Source organism: Streptococcus sp. Marseille-Q7156 (genome assembly GCF_965119495.1).
In genome coordinates, this window is record NZ_CBCPLU010000001.1 from 1,864,652 (window position 1) to 1,880,482 (window position 15,831).

Here is a 15,831-nt window from a genome sequence, read left to right on the forward strand (position 1 = left end):
TTCCCTTCCTTTTACAATCTTGTCAAGAAGGTGTAAACTTATCCTTCCTTCACACGAAGATTGATTACACTTGTAATATCTTGATAGATTTTCACTGGCACATCGATCAAACCAACTGCTCGAATCGGAGCTTGTACTTGGATATGACGTTTATCAATCTTAATTCCAAATTGCTTTTGCAATTCTTCTGCAATCTTCTTATTGGTAATTGAACCAAAAGTACGGCCATCTGGACCAACTTTTTCAACAAATTCTACAATAGTTTCTTCCGATTCTAGTTGGGCTTTAATTGCTTTTGCTTCTGCAATCATCTCAGCGTGAGCTTTTTCTTCAGATTTTTGTTTACCACGAAGCTCACCTACCGCTTGAGCAGTCGCTTCTTTGGCTAGGTTCTTTTTGATAAGAAAGTTTTGTGCATACCCTGTTGGTACTTCCTTAATTTCGCCTTTTTTACCTTTTCCTTTGACATCTGCTAAAAAGATTACTTTCATTCTTCTTTCTCCTTTTCCTTTATTTCATTTAATACAATTTCTGTCAGTTTTTCACCTGCTTCTGACAAGGTTGAATCCTTAATTTGAGCTGCTGCCAAATTAAAGTGGCCTCCACCTCCCAGCTCTTCCATAATCCGTTGTACATTCAGCTTACTACGACTGCGAGCTGAGATAGAGATAAATCCTTGTGTATTCTTCGCAAGAACAAAACTCGCTTCAATACCTGACATAGCCAACATGGCATCTGCTGCCTTACTAATAACAACCGTATCATAGCATTTCGAGTCCGTAGCCTCTGCTATCAATACATCTGAACCTAATTTACGCCCCTGTAAAATCAGTTCATTGACCTCACGATATTCTTCAAAATCTGTTGCAGCGATTTCTTGGATAGCAATACTATCACTTCCTCTCGTTCTGAGATAGCTAGCAACATCAAATGTCCGACTAGTCACTCGTGAGGTGAAATTTTTAGTATCCAACATCATACCAGCCATCAAAACACTGGCCTGCATACGACTCAAACGATTTTTCTTAGAATTCTGGAACTGAATCAATTCCGTTACCAACTCACTGGCACTGCTTGCACCACTTTCGATATAAGTGATAACTGCATTGTCTGGGAAATCCTGATCCCGTCTGTGGTGATCGATGACGATGGTTTGGGTAAATAAATCATAAAAATCTTTTGATAAAGTTAAGGCTGTCTTTGAATGGTCTACAAGAATCAACAAAGAACGATTGGTCACCAAACCCATTGCCTCCTTAACAGACAACAACTTCGTAACTCCTTCTTTTTCTAAGAATGAAACAGCTCGTTCAATATCCGGCGACATTTGTTCTTCATCGTAAAGAGCATAGCTATTTTGAGTCACATTGCTGGCAAATAACTGCATACCTACAGCAGAACCCAAAGCATCCATATCCAGATTTTTGTGACCAACTACAAAAACCTGATCCACACTACGAATCTTATCTGAAATAGCCGTCATCATAGCACGAGTACGAGTCCGTGTACGTTTAATTGAGGCAGCAGAGCCACCACCAAAATAAACTGGATTTTTAGTTTCGTCATTCTCCTTGACAACCACCTGGTCGCCACCACGCACTTCAGCCAAGTTCAAATTGAGCAAAGCAACTTTCCCTATCTCATCATGATTTCCATCACCATAAGAAAATCCCATACTTAAGGTCAAGGGCAACTGTCTCTGTTTCGACTCTTCTCTGAAAGCATCAATAACAGAAAATTTATCGTTCATCAATCCCTCAAGCACCGTGTAGTCCGTAAATAGATAAAAGCGATCCATACTCACTCGACGGGAGAACATGGCATGCTTCCCAGCAAATTCTGAAACAAAATTGGCTACAAAACTATTAATATGACTGATATCAGACTCCGATGTTTCATCTTCTAAGTCATCATAGTTGTCAACGGAAACGATCCCAATCACAGGTCGACTCGTTACTAACTCAACAGTCGCTTCGTATTCTCCAGACACATCAAAGAAGTAAAGAACTCCAGACACCTTGTCCATATGAACCGAATAGCGGGTCTCACCCAAGGTAGCATAAGAACCTGGATTTCCTACCGATGCCTTGATAATTGTTTGAATTAATGCCACATCAATCTCGCCCACTTCATTAGTCAAAATCAATTCAGCATAAGGATTAAACCATTCAACTTCACCTGACGACAAGTCTAATTTAATAACTCCGACAGGCATCTGTTCTAACAAGGTTGTCAAACTTTCTTCAGCTTGGTGGTTTACATACTGGATTTGTTCTACTTCACTCTTTGAGTAGTAGTCTCTCTGATGGATGAATAGTAAAATATATGAACCCAAAATAAGTATCAAAAGAAATAGCGTTACCAGTGTATTCGTTACAAAAACAAGTTGCACAGATAGCACTCCGAACGCCACTATTCCTAATATTAAGGGGAAAATAGGACTTACATAAAATTTTTTCATTCCAAACCTCTTGGCACCCATTATACCATAATAACCACCAAAAAGCGACTTTTTAAAAGTGTAATCAGTAATTCTATCAATTATAAGAAAAAGGAGGTTTACAATTCAGTAAACCTTCCTTTACACATATTGAAATTAAGATTCTTTAACTTCTAACAAACCAATTTCGCCATCCTCACGACGATAAATCACATTGGTTGTCTGATCTTCAACATCCACATAGATAAAGAAATCATGTCCCAACAAATCCATCTGTAGAATAGCTTCTTCCAAATCCATTGGTTTTAAATCAATTTGTTTTGAACGAACAACTCTAGACTGGACAACATTTGGATCTTCCACCAAGGCATCTGTAAATAATTGACTAGTTGCTACCTTATTTTTATTTTTACGCTCGATTTTTGTTTTATTTTTACGAATCTGACGTTCAATTTTATCGGTTACAAGGTCAATTGAACCATACATATCTTGAGACACATCTTCTGCACGAAGAGTAATAGAGCCAAGTGGAATCGTTACCTCCACTTTAGCAGTTTTTTCACGATACACCTTCAAGTTAACTCGAGCATCCAACTCTTGTTCAGCTTGAAAATACTTTTCGATCTTTTCGAGTTTAGAAACTACATAATCACGAATTGCTTCTGTTACTTCTAGGTTTTCACCACGGATACTATATTTAATCATATGAGTACCTTCTTTCTAAACATTTTTGTTTTTCTTATTTCATTATAACGCTTTCATTTTATTTTTGCAAATTTTTTCCTCATCTTACAAGGGAAAATGTTTTCACATCCTCAGCACCCGCTTCTTCCAGCAGTCTCTTCACACGATTTATAGTTGTTCCAGTAGTATAAATATCATCTATAAGTAGGATTTTTTTAGGAATAGTGACTCCACTTTTAATAAAGAAAGGAAATTCTGTCTCCAAACGCTCTGAGCGACTTTTAGAAGAACTAGCTCGCTCTTCTTTCTTTTCTAATAAATCCAGATACGCAAAGCCTGCTGCATCAACTAAACCTTCAACCTGATTAAATCCTCTATCAGCATATCTATCAGGACTTAGGGGAATTACAACAAATTGATACTCTTTGTACTTTTTTAACTCCTCACTTAAAAATGAAGCGAACACTTTTCTTAAAAGGAAGTCTCCATCAAACTTATACCGACTGAAAAAATCCTTCATAGCTTGATTGTAAGTAAAAATCGCTCTATGACTGACCTCAACTCCTTCTTTACACCAAAATTGACAATCTTGACACTTTGTTGACAATCCTGTTTTCATACAGTTTGGACAGTTCTCTTCTCCAATCCTCTCAAAAGTAGAGTCACAGTCTGAACAAAGACAAGTGTCATCATTCTTCAGAAGTAAGAGACTACTAAAAGTTAAAACAGCCTTCATAGTCTGCCCACACAATAAGCACTTCATAGCCCCGCCTCCTTATTCATCTGCTGAATTTCCTTAATTGCCTTTTTGATTGAAGCATTTAACCCGTCATGGAAGAAAAGCAAATCTCCTGTCGGTCTATCCATGCTTCGTCCAACTCGTCCACCAATCTGTATTAAACTAGACTTGGTAAACAGACGATGATTGGCCTCTACTACGAAAACATCCACACAAGGAAAGGTAACTCCACGCTCCAATATTGTCGTACTGATAAGTATTGTCAGTTCTCCATCTCGAAAAGCTTGCACCTGCTCTAATCGATCTTCCGTAACTGAAGACACAAAACCAATTTTCTCATGCGGAAATTCCTTCTGTAAGACTTCTTTTAATTGCTCCCCTTTCTTAATTTCTGAAGCAAAAATGAGTAACGGATAAGCTGTCTTTCTCTGATTCTTAATATAAGTCTTTAACTTTGGTGATAACCGACTTTTCTCTAAACAGTGATTAAAATCTGATAACCAGACAGGTTTAGGAATAATCAAAGGATTCCCATGGAATCGTCTAGGTAAGCTCAGTCTTTTTAATTCTCCTAAACGAACCTTCCTATCTAACTCATCTGTCGAAGTCGCTGTTAAAAAGATTCTCAGCCCATTCTCCTTTACACTATTCTTGACAGCATGGTAAAGCGTGGGATTGTCAACATAAGGAAAGGCATCTACTTCATCCACTATCAGCAAATCAAAAGCTTGATAAAACTTCAATAACTGATGGGTCGTCGCAACAACTAGTGGTGTTCGAAAATACGGCTCTGATTCTCCGTGTAGTAAAGATATCTCGCAAGCAAAATCATCTTGCAGGCGCTTGTACAGCTCCAAACAAACATCTATGCGAGGACTGGCCAAACACACTGCACCACCCCTATTAATCACCTTAGCCACAACTTGATAAATCATTTCTGTCTTTCCAGCCCCTGTCACCGCATGAACTAAAGTTGGCTCCTGCTTGTCTACTGCTTGAATCAGTCCCTCTGACACCTTCTCTTGAAAAGGAGTTAATTGACCACGCCATTTAAGAACATCTTGCTTCGGAAAATCCTCCTGCGGAAAATAGTATAAAGCTTGATCACTCCTGACTCGCTTCATCAGCAAGCACTCTCGACAATAGTAAGCACCGATGGGCAAATACCATTCCTCTGGAATAATACTATTACAACGTTGACAGAAAAGTTTCCCCTTCTCCTTTCTCATTGCTGGAAATTTCTCCGCCAACTGACGTTCCTCTTCTGTTAATTCATTCTCAGTAAACAAACGACCGAGATAATTTGGATTTACTTTCATACTTCTTTATTCGTAAAAACCTAGCGCTTTAGATGATTTTTTAGTACAATTAAATCATGGAATTTAGAACAATTAAAGAGGACGGACAAGTCCAAGAAGAAATCAAAAAATCCCGCTTTATCTGTCATGCCAAGCGTGTTTATAGCGAAGAAGAGGCTCGTGACTTCATTACCACCATCAAAAAAGAACACTACAAAGCGACGCATAACTGCTCTGCCTTCATTATTGGGGAACGTAGTGAAATCAAACGTACAAGTGATGATGGTGAGCCCAGTGGTACTGCTGGCGTTCCCATGCTAGGGGTACTAGAAAATCACAATCTCACCAATGTCTGTGTGGTCGTGACACGCTACTTTGGTGGCATTAAGTTAGGCGCTGGAGGATTGATTCGTGCTTACGCAGGCAGTGTTGCCTTAGCTGTCAAAGAAATTGGCATCATTGAAATAAAGGAACAGGCGGGCATTGCTATTCAAATGTCTTACGCTCAGTACCAAGAATATAATAACTTCCTTAAAGAACATAATCTCATGGAACTGGATACAAACTTTACAGATCAAGTCGATACGATGATTTATGTTGATAAAGAAGAAAAAGAAACTATTAAAGCTTCACTTGTGGAATTTTTTAATGGAAAAGTCACTTTAACTGATCAAGGTTTACGCGAAGTTGAGGTTCCTGTAAACCTAGTGTAAACAATGGATAATGCAGCGTTTCACTGACATTTTCACCGCTACTTTAATTAGCAACATAAAAAGATGCTTGCCAAAACCTACTAGAAAATGAAGCAATTCAAAAAGAAAACGGATAGCGTTCTCCTTTACACCTATTTACTAGAATTAGCCTATCACAATCGCTTAAAAATTAATGGCTTAGACCTGTGATATAAAAAAATCCTATCACTTCGATAGGATTTCTATATTTTACAAATGGTATAGATAGCGTTATACTAGAGATATCTTATACAAAGAGGTATTCATATGTCTATTTATAACAACATTACTGAACTAATCGGTCAAACTCCGATTGTTAAACTCAACAACATTGTGCCAGAAGGTGCTGCAGATGTCTATGTAAAACTTGAAGCATTTAACCCTGGTTCTTCTGTAAAAGACCGTATTGCTCTTAGCATGATTGAAAAAGCTGAACAAGACGGTATTCTGAAACCTGGTTCTACTATTGTTGAAGCAACAAGTGGAAACACTGGTATTGGACTTTCATGGGTAGGGGCTGCTAAAGGGTATAAAGTTGTTATCGTTATGCCTGAAACTATGAGTGTGGAACGACGTAAGATTATCCAAGCCTATGGTGCTGAACTCGTCCTTACTCCTGGTAGCGAAGGAATGAAAGGTGCTATTGCTAAGGCTCAAGAAATCGCTGCTGAACGTGATGGTTTCCTTCCTCTTCAATTTGACAACCCAGCAAATCCAGAAGTACACGAAAGAACAACAGGAGCTGAAATACTAGCTGCTTTCGGTAAAGATGGACTAGATGTCTTTGTTGCTGGAGTGGGTACCGGTGGAACGATTTCTGGTGTTTCTCATGCACTCAAAACAGCAAATTCAAACATTCAAGTTTATGCAGTGGAAGCTGATGAATCTGCTATTCTATCTGGTGAAAAACCTGGTCCTCACAAAATTCAAGGTATATCAGCTGGATTTATTCCTGATACACTGGATACAAAGGCTTATGATGGTATCGTTCGTGTAACGTCAGACGATGCTCTAGCACTAGGCCGTGAAGTTGGTGGAAAAGAAGGTTTCCTTGTAGGGATTTCTTCAGCTGCAGCTATCTACGGAGCCATCGAGATTGCCAAAAAATTAGGTACAGGTAAAAAAGTTCTTGCTCTAGCACCAGATAACGGTGAACGTTATCTCTCTACAGCACTCTATGAATTTGAAGTTTAGTCTCCTAAATACAATTGGCCCTTATTATAGGGCTTTTTATTTTTACCTTGAAAATAGGAAGCTCTCCCTATAGGGATCGACTGCATAGAAAAAAGGAAGCAAATTTACTTCCTTTCTATAATTAGTTATTCAAGGCTGCTGCCATTGTAGCTGCAACTTCAGCTTCAAAGTCGTTTGCAGCTTTTTCGATACCTTCACCAACTTCAAAGCGAGCGAACTCAACTACTGAAGCGTTAACTGATTCAAGGTATGCTTCAACTGTCTTGCTGTCATCCATGATGTATACTTGTGCAAGAAGTGTGTAAGCTTGGTCAACTTTAGTGTTGTCAAGCATGAAGCGATCCATTTTACCTGGGATGATTTTGTCCCAGATTTTTTCTGGTTTTCCTTCTGCAGCTAACTCAGCTTTGATATCAGCTTCAGCTTGAGCGATTACTTCATCAGTCAATTGTGATTTTGATCCATACTTCAAGTGTGGAAGAGCTGGTTTGTTAACCATTGCACGGCTTTCGTTGTCTTGGTCGATTACGTGGTTCAATTGAGCCAACTCATCTTTAACAAATTGCTCATCCAATTCTTTGTAAGAAAGAACTGTTGGTTTCATCGCAGCAATGTGCATTGAGATTTGTTTAGCAAGCGCTTCGTCTCCACCTTCAATAACAGAGATAACACCAATACGGCCACCATTGTGTTGGTATGCTCCAAAGTGTTGTGCATCTGTTTTTTCAAGCAAAGCAAAACGACGGAATGAGATTTTTTCACCGATAGTTGCTGTTGCAGATACATATGCAGCTTCAAGAGTTTCACCTGAAGGCATTGTCAAAGTAAGAGCTTCTTCATTATTAGCAGGTTTTCCTTCAGCAATAACTTTAGCTGTAGTATTTACCAATTCAACGAATTGAGCATTTTTCGCAACGAAGTCAGTTTCAGCGTTTACTTCAATAACTGCTGCAACATTACCGTTAACATAAACACCAGTCAATCCTTCTGCAGCAACACGGTCAGCCTTCTTAGCTGCCTTAGCCATACCTTTTTCACGAAGCAATTCAATCGCTTTTTCGATGTCACCGTCTGTTTCTACAAGCGCTTTTTTAGCGTCCATAACTCCGGCACCAGATTTTTCACGCAACTCTTTTACAAGTTTAGCTGTAATTTCTGCCATTTTGATTCTCCTATATTTTTTAAAAATAGGAGAGCCGGGCTAAGCCCCGCCCTCCTAGGTAATTACTATTTATATGAATTAAGCGTTGTCGCCTTCTACAACTTCAACGATTTCTTCGATTGAATCTGCTTGAGCTTCTGAAGCTGCAAATTCTGCTTCAACTGCTGCTGCATCTTCACCTTGACGTCCTTCGATGATAGCGTCAGCCAATTTAGCTGTGATCAATTTAACAGCGCGGATAGCATCATCGTTAGCTGGGATGATTACATCGATATCATCTGGATCAGTGTTTGTGTCAACCATCGCTACAACTGGGATTCCCAATTTCTTAGCTTCTTTAACAGCGATTTGCTCTTTATGTGGGTCAACTACATACATTACATCTGGGATACGAGGCATATCTTCGATACCACCCAAGAATTTTTCAAGACGTGCACGTTGTTTATTAAGAAGTGCAACTTCTTTCTTAGGAAGAACTTCGAAAGTTCCATCTTCTTCCATACGTTTGATTTCTTTCAAACGAGCGATACGTTTTTGGATTGTTCCCCAGTTTGTAAGAGTTCCACCCAACCAACGGTGGTTAATAAAGTATTGACCTGAACGTACTGCTTCTTCAGCAACTGCATCAGCTGCTTGTTTCTTAGTACCAACAAACAATACAACTGCATCGTTAGCTGCTGCATCGCGCATGAAGTCGTATGCTTGGTCAGCGTATTTTACTGTTTGTTGCAAGTCGATAACGTGGATTCCGTTACGCTCAGTAAAGATGTACTTAGCCATCTTAGGGTTCCAGCGACGAGTTTGGTGACCAAAGTGTACACCAGCCTCAAGAAGTTGTTTCATTGAAATTACTGCCATGAGTATTTCTCCTTTTTGTTTTTTTCCTCTTCTTGACTTCAACTTGCAAAACGACCCAAGGGCAACTGTCTCACAATTCATCAAGAATGAGTATTATCGTTCACACGACAATTTTCATTTTACCATACTTTTCCAATATTTTCAAGCTATTTTGATATAATTTTTAATAGGGATTGTCACGGTGAAACATGAAAAAGAGGGCTCTATTCGAGTCCCTCTGTAAATTAATCTGCATAAATATATGTTACAAAACCTGACGATGTAGTTGTCGGATTGAACCACCCACGATGATTTCCAAGCGTGCGATTACCAGCATAATTTGATTCTGACACTTGGATACGTGTTGTTGATTCTACAGCAGTGACTACCGCTACGTGTCCATAGCCACCATCATTCCAACATGCAATCGCACCAACTTGAGGTGTTGAACCTGTACGGAATCCTGCAGCAGCTGCACTTGTAGCCCACTGCGCTCCATTACCCCAATAGTCTCCAGCCCAAGGTGCTAATGTTTTAACTCCCCATGTACATTCTCCAATTGGATAGCTTGAAGCATTTGTACTGTATGTTGGGCGTTGTTTGACTGCCACAGGAGTATATGTTGCTGATTCCGAAGAAGCTACAGCTTGAACCTGTGCTGCAAAAGTCGTATTTCCAGAAGCAACAACTGTTTGTTGTTGACTTACTTGTTTTGCCTTGTAAGCTGCTTCTGCCTCTGCTGCTGCTTTTGCTGCCGCTTCTGCTTCTGCTTTTTTCTCTAGCAAACTTGCTTTTTCATCTTCTGCTGTCGCTTTTTCAGCAGCAAGATTTAATTCTGCAGCCTTCAACTCAGCTTGTTTCGTTGTTAAAGCTTGCGCATCATCAGACAATTTCTGTTGATTTGCAATTACTGTATTAATTGCGTCATTGTTTGCCACTTGCTTCTCAGAAATTGCTTTTTTATCTGCTTTTTGTTGTTCCAACATTTTGTTGTTAGCAGATACGATTTCATTCATTGCTGCTACACGTGAAATAGCTTCTGTAATTGATTTTGAGTTTACAATCGTATTGATGTAGCTAGTTGCAGCTCCATTTGTTTGAGCACTACGAGCTTGTTTTTCCAAAGAATCATTGCGAGATACAATGTTTTTAGAAAGTTCTGTAATCTCACTCTCAAGTTTTTTGGATTCTGCTTGTAATCTATCATTTTCAGCTTGCAAGTTAGATTGCTCAGCTTGAATAGCTGATACTTGCTCCTGAATTTGGTCAACTTGTTTTTGGGCTTCTTGTTGTTGTGCTGTTAAATTACTAATTTTATTATCTTGAGCAGCAATTTTGTCATCAGTCGTTTCTGCATGCGCAGTTGTTAAAACAGCTACTTGAGAAACCATTACTGTACTTAATAAAAGTGACGCTAAGATTTTTTTCTTCATATTACGTAGATACTCCTTCTTTTAAAGACAATACTAGTATACCAAAAAAAGGCCTAATGAATATTACGCCTTTGTTACATTTTTGTTTCTTTCTTATAGATAATATCTTTCAAAAATAAACTGAAAAATAAACATCCACACAAGATTTAAAATCATGGATGGTACTAGGCTATAAACGATAAAAATCGGCAGACTATCTACAGTTAAACCTACCGCTAATGCAAAGAGATAAGCTCCCATATCAAATAGAAAAGTCATGACAATAATTGCCAACATTCTCGTCCAACGATTCAATAAAATAACACTATTCAATTTATGAAGAAAGGCTCCCAGTAAGATAAATAAGAGAGTTGCAATCCCTATTAGATGGAAAAAGTAAACATCGTAAACCAAGCCAATTACAAAACAATAGACTAGGTAGAGGTACTCTGATACTTCTATCGTCTCAAATAATAGAAATAGAAAAAGAAAATGACTAGCCAAATGTACATGGGGGAACAATGAGCCCAGAAGCTGGCTAATATGGGCGTCAATTAGAACAAAGAAAGGAAGTAATAAAAACACTCCAACCCGCTTCAACTGTCTCATCATGAATTCCCCACTAATTCTATCACATCCACATTATGAGTATCTGCACTCAATTTAACAGTTACTTCTCGTGTCAAATAGTCTGTACTATGCGTTGTGGCAACCACTTCACCAACAGGAATATCCGCAACGTTAAAGTTTCCTAATCCCCCCGTTGTCACCTTATCGCCTGTACTAATATCGCTATTGCTATTTAATTGGCTAATTTTAAGAACTTCATTTTCCTTGTCGTAGCCAATAATAATTCCATAAATTGTGGTAGTGCCGTGTTGAATTTTAACAGAAATCTTATCAGCATTTTCCGTATTTGTCAGAAGGTTGACCATAGTAGAGTTCTCCTCTACTTTTGAAACGCTCCCAATCAAGCCACCATTTGCAATAGCTAACATGTTCTCAGAAGCTCCTTTTGATTTGCCTACATCTAAGGTCAACTCCTGCTTCCAAGATACCGGAGAACGCATAATAACATCTGCTGCCAAAGTCTTTGTAGCTTGCAACTTGGACTTCATATCAAGCAATTGGCGCAGTTGTTCATTTTCTGTCTTTAGACTTTCCGCCTCATTTGATTTAACTTCTAACTGGTAAATCTGTTTCTTCAAACTTTCATTTTCATTATATGTTCGTGTCAAATGTGCCAAATCTGATTTGACAGAATCAAACCACTGAAAAGGTTTTTGCACAACTCTATCAACCAATGAAATTCCATCTCCTAATTTTGTCACAATTGTACTTGAATAAGTCGTCGCTAAGAGAGCTGAGACAAGCAGAACAGTGACAAAAACAATAATGACATATTTTGATTTTTTAAAACGGTTCATATCCCTACCTTTATATCAAAAACTGTTACAGTAACTTTTTTATCAATTCCTGAAATCTACTAAGATTTTAAGAAAAATAAGCAACAACCAAGTACAAGAATAACAAGAATTGCTAACGTATCCTTTCGAGTCCATTTCAATTGTCTGTATTGACTTCTACCTTTTCCACCCTGATAACCACGCGCTTCCATGGCGATAGCCAAGGAATCTGCACGTTTTAAACTTGTCGCAAAAAGAGGAATCAAAATGGGAATCATCGCCTTTACTTTTTGAACAATGCTTCCTTCACCAAAATCAACTCCACGAGCTTTCTGTGCATTCATAATCCGCGTCGTATCATCCATTAAGGTCGGAACAAAACGCAAACTCATAGATAGCATTAAGCCAATTTCATGAACTGGAACTTTCGCACGCTTTAAAGGCGCTAACAAAGCTTCGACAGCTGATGCCAAACTTAAGGGCATTGTTGTTAAGGTTAACAAAGTTGAAAAGAAAATAATTAATACAAAGCGACAAAAAATAATCCCAGCTTGTTGCAAAGCATAATCTGTGATTCTCACAAACGAAAACTCAATTAAAACATTCCCATTAGAAATGAAAAACAGTTGAAAAATAGTTGTGAAGGCAATCAAGAAAAACATAGACTTCAAGCCCTGAATAAAGAATGAAAGAGATACTCCGGACAAGGCAATAAATATCCCTGTCGCTATAAAAAGAATTAGATTCGTCAAGGGATTATTAGCCCAAAAAACGATCAAAATCAGTAGCATCATAGCCAGTAATTTGCTGCGTGGATCCAATCGGTGAACTATCGAATCCCCTGGGATATAACGCCCCAAAATCATACTATCCATTTAGCGACTCCTTGAACTCCTCTATCTCAATCGGTAATCGTTTAAATGACACACCTCTATCAGCCAATCGTTTACAAAAGGCTGTAATTTTAGGTACTCCCAGCTGCACTTCTTCCATAAAGACAACATCTTGAAAGACATCACTTGGTTTACCACCCTTAACTAAACGTCCCTTTTCCATCACATAGACTTGATTTGCATATTCAGCAACATCATCCATCAAATGCGTTACCAAGACAATGGTCATCCCTGACTGGTGGAGTTTTTTGAACAAATTCATCAGCTCTTTTCTTCCCAGGGGATCTAGGCCTGCTGTGGGTTCATCTAAGACTAATATAGCTGGTTCCATGGCAAGTATGCCTGCAATGGCGACACGTCTCATTTGTCCACCTGATAGCTCAAACGGACTACGATTAAAAAGTGATTCATCAATTCCAACTAGAGCCAGTTTCTCATGCGCAATCTGCTCCGCATCTTCTTCAGAAACTCCAAAATTTTGTGGTCCAAAAGCAACGTCTTTCAATACTGTTTCTTCAAAAATCTGATTTTCAGCAAACTGAAATACCAAGCCAACCTGTTTTCTAATTTGACGAATGTCTTTATTTTTAGAAGTCGAGGTAATTAAGGTATCAAAAACCCGCACACTCCCTTGGCTTGGCACCAATAAACCATTTAAAAGTTGTAAAATAGTTGATTTACCACTACCTGTGTGGCCAATTAAAGCCGTATAAGAACCATCTTCAATCGTCAAAGAAACATCCGACAAAGCTGTTGAGGCTAAGGGAGTCCCTTCTTGATATGTAAAACTCACATTTTCTAGAGCAATTCCCATAGTTTATCCTCTAGCTCACTTTCTGTCAAATAATTTTCAGGTAAATCATAGCCATTCTGGCTCAAAGAATGTTTTAATTGATTGGCAAAAGGATTGTCTAATCCAATTTGATCTAAATCATTTCGAGAGAAAAGAGCTCTTGGACTACTAGTTGATTCAATTGACCCTTTTTTCATGACCAATACACGATCACTCATGGCAACTTCTTCCAAATCATGTGTAATGGAAATGACGGTCATATCATAGTCTTTTCGAATTCCTTTTACTGTATCAATCAGTTCTCTACGCCCCTCAGGATCCAACATACTCGTTGCTTCATCTAAGATTAAAATAGCTGGTCTTAGGGCTACAACACCTGCAATGGCCACACGTTGCTTTTGGCCACCTGATAGACGCGCTGGCTCTCTCTTTTTAAAGTCCAACATGCCAACCAAATCCAGAGCTTCCTCCACTCTCTTTTTCATTTCTTGACGAGAAAGTCCCTGATTTTCCAAACCAAAAGCAACATCATCTTCAACAGTCGCTCCAACGAATTGATTATCTGGATTTTGAAAAACCATACCGATTTGACGACGTATATTCCAAACATTTTCCTCAGTCAGCCGTTGACCATCAATTACAATCTCTCCGGATTCTGCTTCCAGTAAGCCATCAATTAAACGAACCGTCGTTGATTTACCACTACCATTATGCCCTACAATCGAAAGCCATTCCCCACGTTTCACGTGAAACGTAATATCCTTCACATCATAGTATTCTTGACTTTCCTTATAACGAAAAGAAAGATTTTTTACATCAATTACTGATTTCATTTCGAACCAAATGTCCCTTTAAATACATAGGCACTACTCTTGAAATAGTCATAGCCAGAGTAGATAGTGAAAAACAAGGCTACATAAAGTAGAACTTGACCAAGCAAAGTCCAATGTAATAGCAAGAAAATAATGGCAAACATCTGACTGAAAGTTTTAATTTTTCCAGGCATTGCCGCTGCTAAAACCGTTCCACCAGTTTCAACCAATAAAAGCCTTAAACCTGTCACAGCCAACTCTCGACAGATAATCACTGCAACAATCCAAGCCGGAGCCATACCTAACTCAATCAGCATAATAAAAGCCGACATAACTAGTAACTTATCCGCCATAGGATCTGCAAATTTACCAAAATTACTGACCACATTCCATTTACGAGCTAAATATCCATCTAAATAGTCGGTAATACTGGCAACAGCAAAGATAATAGCTGCCACTATATGACTCTCTATCGAATTTCCTATCGTTAAAATAAAGATAAAAATAGGTATAAAGAGAATTCGACCTATTGTTAAGAGATTGGGAATTTGTTCTTTTTTCATTCGTTTTTCCTTAATTTTTAGTAAAGGTTACAGTGATTTGTCCAGTCTGAGCTGTTAATTTCGATAAATCAACAGTCTGATTATCTACTGTCAAAGCAACACCTTTTACAACACCTAAGGTAATTGTTACAGGACTTTTAGTTGCAACTGTTGCTTCTGCACTTTTCTTCTCTGGCGATAAGGTTACACCGCCCTCAAGTTCGCTTTCTGAAACGCTGACCCAACTTGTAACATCTGAAACTGCCAATTGCAATTTAACTGTTTCCTTACTTGTCTTATAAGCGATTTCTACATGACTTCCTTCGCCTGATACACTTATAGCTGATTCTATACTAGAAGAACTGCTAGATGAACTACTACTTGAGGAGTGGGGAACAGAGCTAGTTGAACTTATTGAACTTGTTGATTGAACCACACTGTAATTAGAAAGAGAAGCTCCCTCTGGTTGAGTTTGAATATAGTTCCAAACATAATAGGTCACAAAAATTAAAATCGATAAAGCAAAAAGGATAAAATAAAATAAAGGTAAAAAGGATGTTTTTTTCTTCTTTTTCTTACTTGAACGTCTACGACCTGTCAACTCATCTTCATCAACATCTACTTCCTCATAAGTAATCATACTCCCAGAATCATAAGCATCCAAAACAATTTGATCATCTAACTCAACAGCCCATGCATATTTTTTCAAGAAAGAACGCGTGTAAAAAGGACTTGGAAGTTGATCGAAATCGTCTGTTTCCATTGCTTCCAACATATCTAACTGGATTTCTGTCTTTTTCTGCAATTCATCTAAACTCAATCCCTGATTGATTCTAGCTAATCGTAAAACCTCACCAATTGTTTTTTTCCTCATACTTGTCATCCCTT

The 15,831-nt window shown here is 38.4% G+C and carries 17 protein-coding genes and 1 pseudogene; 3 read left to right on the forward strand and 15 right to left on the reverse strand.

Features of this window, described 5'->3' with window-relative positions:
- Positions 1-38: 38 nt before the first annotated feature.
- From rplI to ACWPV5_RS08685, 5 genes are all read right to left on the reverse strand, one after another.
- Positions 39-491, reverse strand: coding sequence for a 50S ribosomal protein L9 (gene rplI, locus ACWPV5_RS08665; protein ID WP_173224870.1), 453 nt, complete (start codon positions 489-491; stop codon positions 39-41).
- A complete protein-coding gene (locus ACWPV5_RS08670) occupies positions 488-2,461 on the reverse strand; it encodes a DHH family phosphoesterase (protein WP_219967461.1) in 1,974 nt (657 codons plus the stop codon). Before ACWPV5_RS08670 ends, rplI begins: the two co-directional genes overlap by 4 nt.
- Positions 2,462-2,596: 135 nt before the next feature.
- Positions 2,597-3,145 carry a ribosome hibernation-promoting factor, HPF/YfiA family gene (gene hpf / locus ACWPV5_RS08675; RefSeq protein ID WP_000599100.1) on the reverse strand — a complete coding sequence of 183 codons (549 nt, stop codon included), beginning with the start codon at positions 3,143-3,145 and terminating at the stop codon, positions 2,597-2,599.
- 79 nt (positions 3,146-3,224) lie between these two features.
- Complete coding sequence (locus ACWPV5_RS08680) at positions 3,225-3,887, reverse strand: ComF family protein (protein WP_219967462.1); 663 nt, start codon at positions 3,885-3,887, stop codon at positions 3,225-3,227.
- The gene (locus ACWPV5_RS08685; RefSeq protein ID WP_219967463.1) at positions 3,884-5,182 is read right to left on the reverse strand and encodes a DEAD/DEAH box helicase; all 1,299 of its coding nucleotides are present in this window, start codon (positions 5,180-5,182) and stop codon (positions 3,884-3,886) included. Before ACWPV5_RS08685 ends, ACWPV5_RS08680 begins: the two co-directional genes overlap by 4 nt.
- A gap of 56 nt (positions 5,183-5,238) precedes the next feature.
- On the opposite strand from ACWPV5_RS08685, the gene ACWPV5_RS08690 reads away from it, so the two are divergent.
- From ACWPV5_RS08690 to cysK, 3 genes and pseudogenes are all read left to right on the forward strand, one after another.
- Positions 5,239-5,874: a YigZ family protein gene (locus tag ACWPV5_RS08690; protein WP_219967464.1), complete on the forward strand. Its 636-nt coding sequence runs from the start codon at positions 5,239-5,241 to the stop codon at positions 5,872-5,874.
- A gap of 93 nt (positions 5,875-5,967) precedes the next feature.
- Positions 5,968-6,063 (forward strand): annotated as a pseudogene (locus ACWPV5_RS08695) (PH domain-containing protein); the annotation flags it as partial.
- Between the two features lie 96 nt (positions 6,064-6,159).
- Complete coding sequence (gene cysK, locus ACWPV5_RS08700) at positions 6,160-7,086, forward strand: cysteine synthase A (RefSeq protein WP_261070734.1); 927 nt, start codon at positions 6,160-6,162, stop codon at positions 7,084-7,086.
- 121 nt (positions 7,087-7,207) lie between these two features.
- Here the strand turns inward: cysK and tsf are convergent, their stop codons facing one another.
- The 10 genes from tsf to rodZ all read right to left on the reverse strand — a co-directional run bounded on the left by tsf (position 7,208) and on the right by rodZ (position 15,817).
- Entirely contained in the window at positions 7,208-8,248 is a 1,041-nt protein-coding gene (gene tsf / locus ACWPV5_RS08705) for a translation elongation factor Ts (protein ID WP_261070733.1), read from the reverse strand.
- Positions 8,249-8,326: 78 nt separating this feature from the next.
- Positions 8,327-9,106 carry a 30S ribosomal protein S2 gene (rpsB, locus tag ACWPV5_RS08710; protein WP_000268459.1) on the reverse strand — a complete coding sequence of 260 codons (780 nt, stop codon included), beginning with the start codon at positions 9,104-9,106 and terminating at the stop codon, positions 8,327-8,329.
- 224 nt (positions 9,107-9,330) lie between these two features.
- On the reverse strand, positions 9,331-10,518 hold the full coding sequence (pcsB, locus tag ACWPV5_RS08715; RefSeq protein WP_101782425.1) for a peptidoglycan hydrolase PcsB: 1,188 nt from the start codon (positions 10,516-10,518) through the stop codon (positions 9,331-9,333).
- A 93-nt stretch (positions 10,519-10,611) separates the two neighbouring features.
- Positions 10,612-11,106, reverse strand: a complete 495-nt coding sequence (gene mreD, locus ACWPV5_RS08720) for a rod shape-determining protein MreD (RefSeq protein ID WP_261070732.1) — start codon at positions 11,104-11,106, stop codon at positions 10,612-10,614.
- A complete protein-coding gene (gene mreC / locus ACWPV5_RS08725) occupies positions 11,106-11,924 on the reverse strand; it encodes a rod shape-determining protein MreC (RefSeq protein WP_261070731.1) in 819 nt (272 codons plus the stop codon). Before mreC ends, mreD begins: the two co-directional genes overlap by 1 nt.
- 59 nt (positions 11,925-11,983) lie before the next feature.
- Entirely contained in the window at positions 11,984-12,778 is a 795-nt protein-coding gene (locus ACWPV5_RS08730; RefSeq protein WP_261070730.1) for an energy-coupling factor transporter transmembrane component T family protein, read from the reverse strand.
- Positions 12,771-13,610 (reverse strand): energy-coupling factor transporter ATPase, encoded by an 840-nt coding sequence (locus ACWPV5_RS08735; protein ID WP_033685652.1) that lies wholly within the window; start codon positions 13,608-13,610, stop codon positions 12,771-12,773. Before ACWPV5_RS08735 ends, ACWPV5_RS08730 begins: the two co-directional genes overlap by 8 nt.
- On the reverse strand, positions 13,595-14,422 hold the full coding sequence (locus tag ACWPV5_RS08740; protein ID WP_033685654.1) for an energy-coupling factor ABC transporter ATP-binding protein: 828 nt from the start codon (positions 14,420-14,422) through the stop codon (positions 13,595-13,597). Before ACWPV5_RS08740 ends, ACWPV5_RS08735 begins: the two co-directional genes overlap by 16 nt.
- Complete coding sequence (gene pgsA / locus ACWPV5_RS08745; RefSeq protein WP_033678781.1) at positions 14,419-14,964, reverse strand: CDP-diacylglycerol--glycerol-3-phosphate 3-phosphatidyltransferase; 546 nt, start codon at positions 14,962-14,964, stop codon at positions 14,419-14,421. The genes ACWPV5_RS08740 and pgsA overlap by 4 nt, the downstream gene beginning before the upstream one ends.
- 10 nt (positions 14,965-14,974) lie before the next feature.
- On the reverse strand, positions 14,975-15,817 hold the full coding sequence (gene rodZ / locus ACWPV5_RS08750) for a cytoskeleton protein RodZ (protein WP_033685655.1): 843 nt from the start codon (positions 15,815-15,817) through the stop codon (positions 14,975-14,977).
- Positions 15,818-15,831 lie beyond the last annotated feature (14 nt).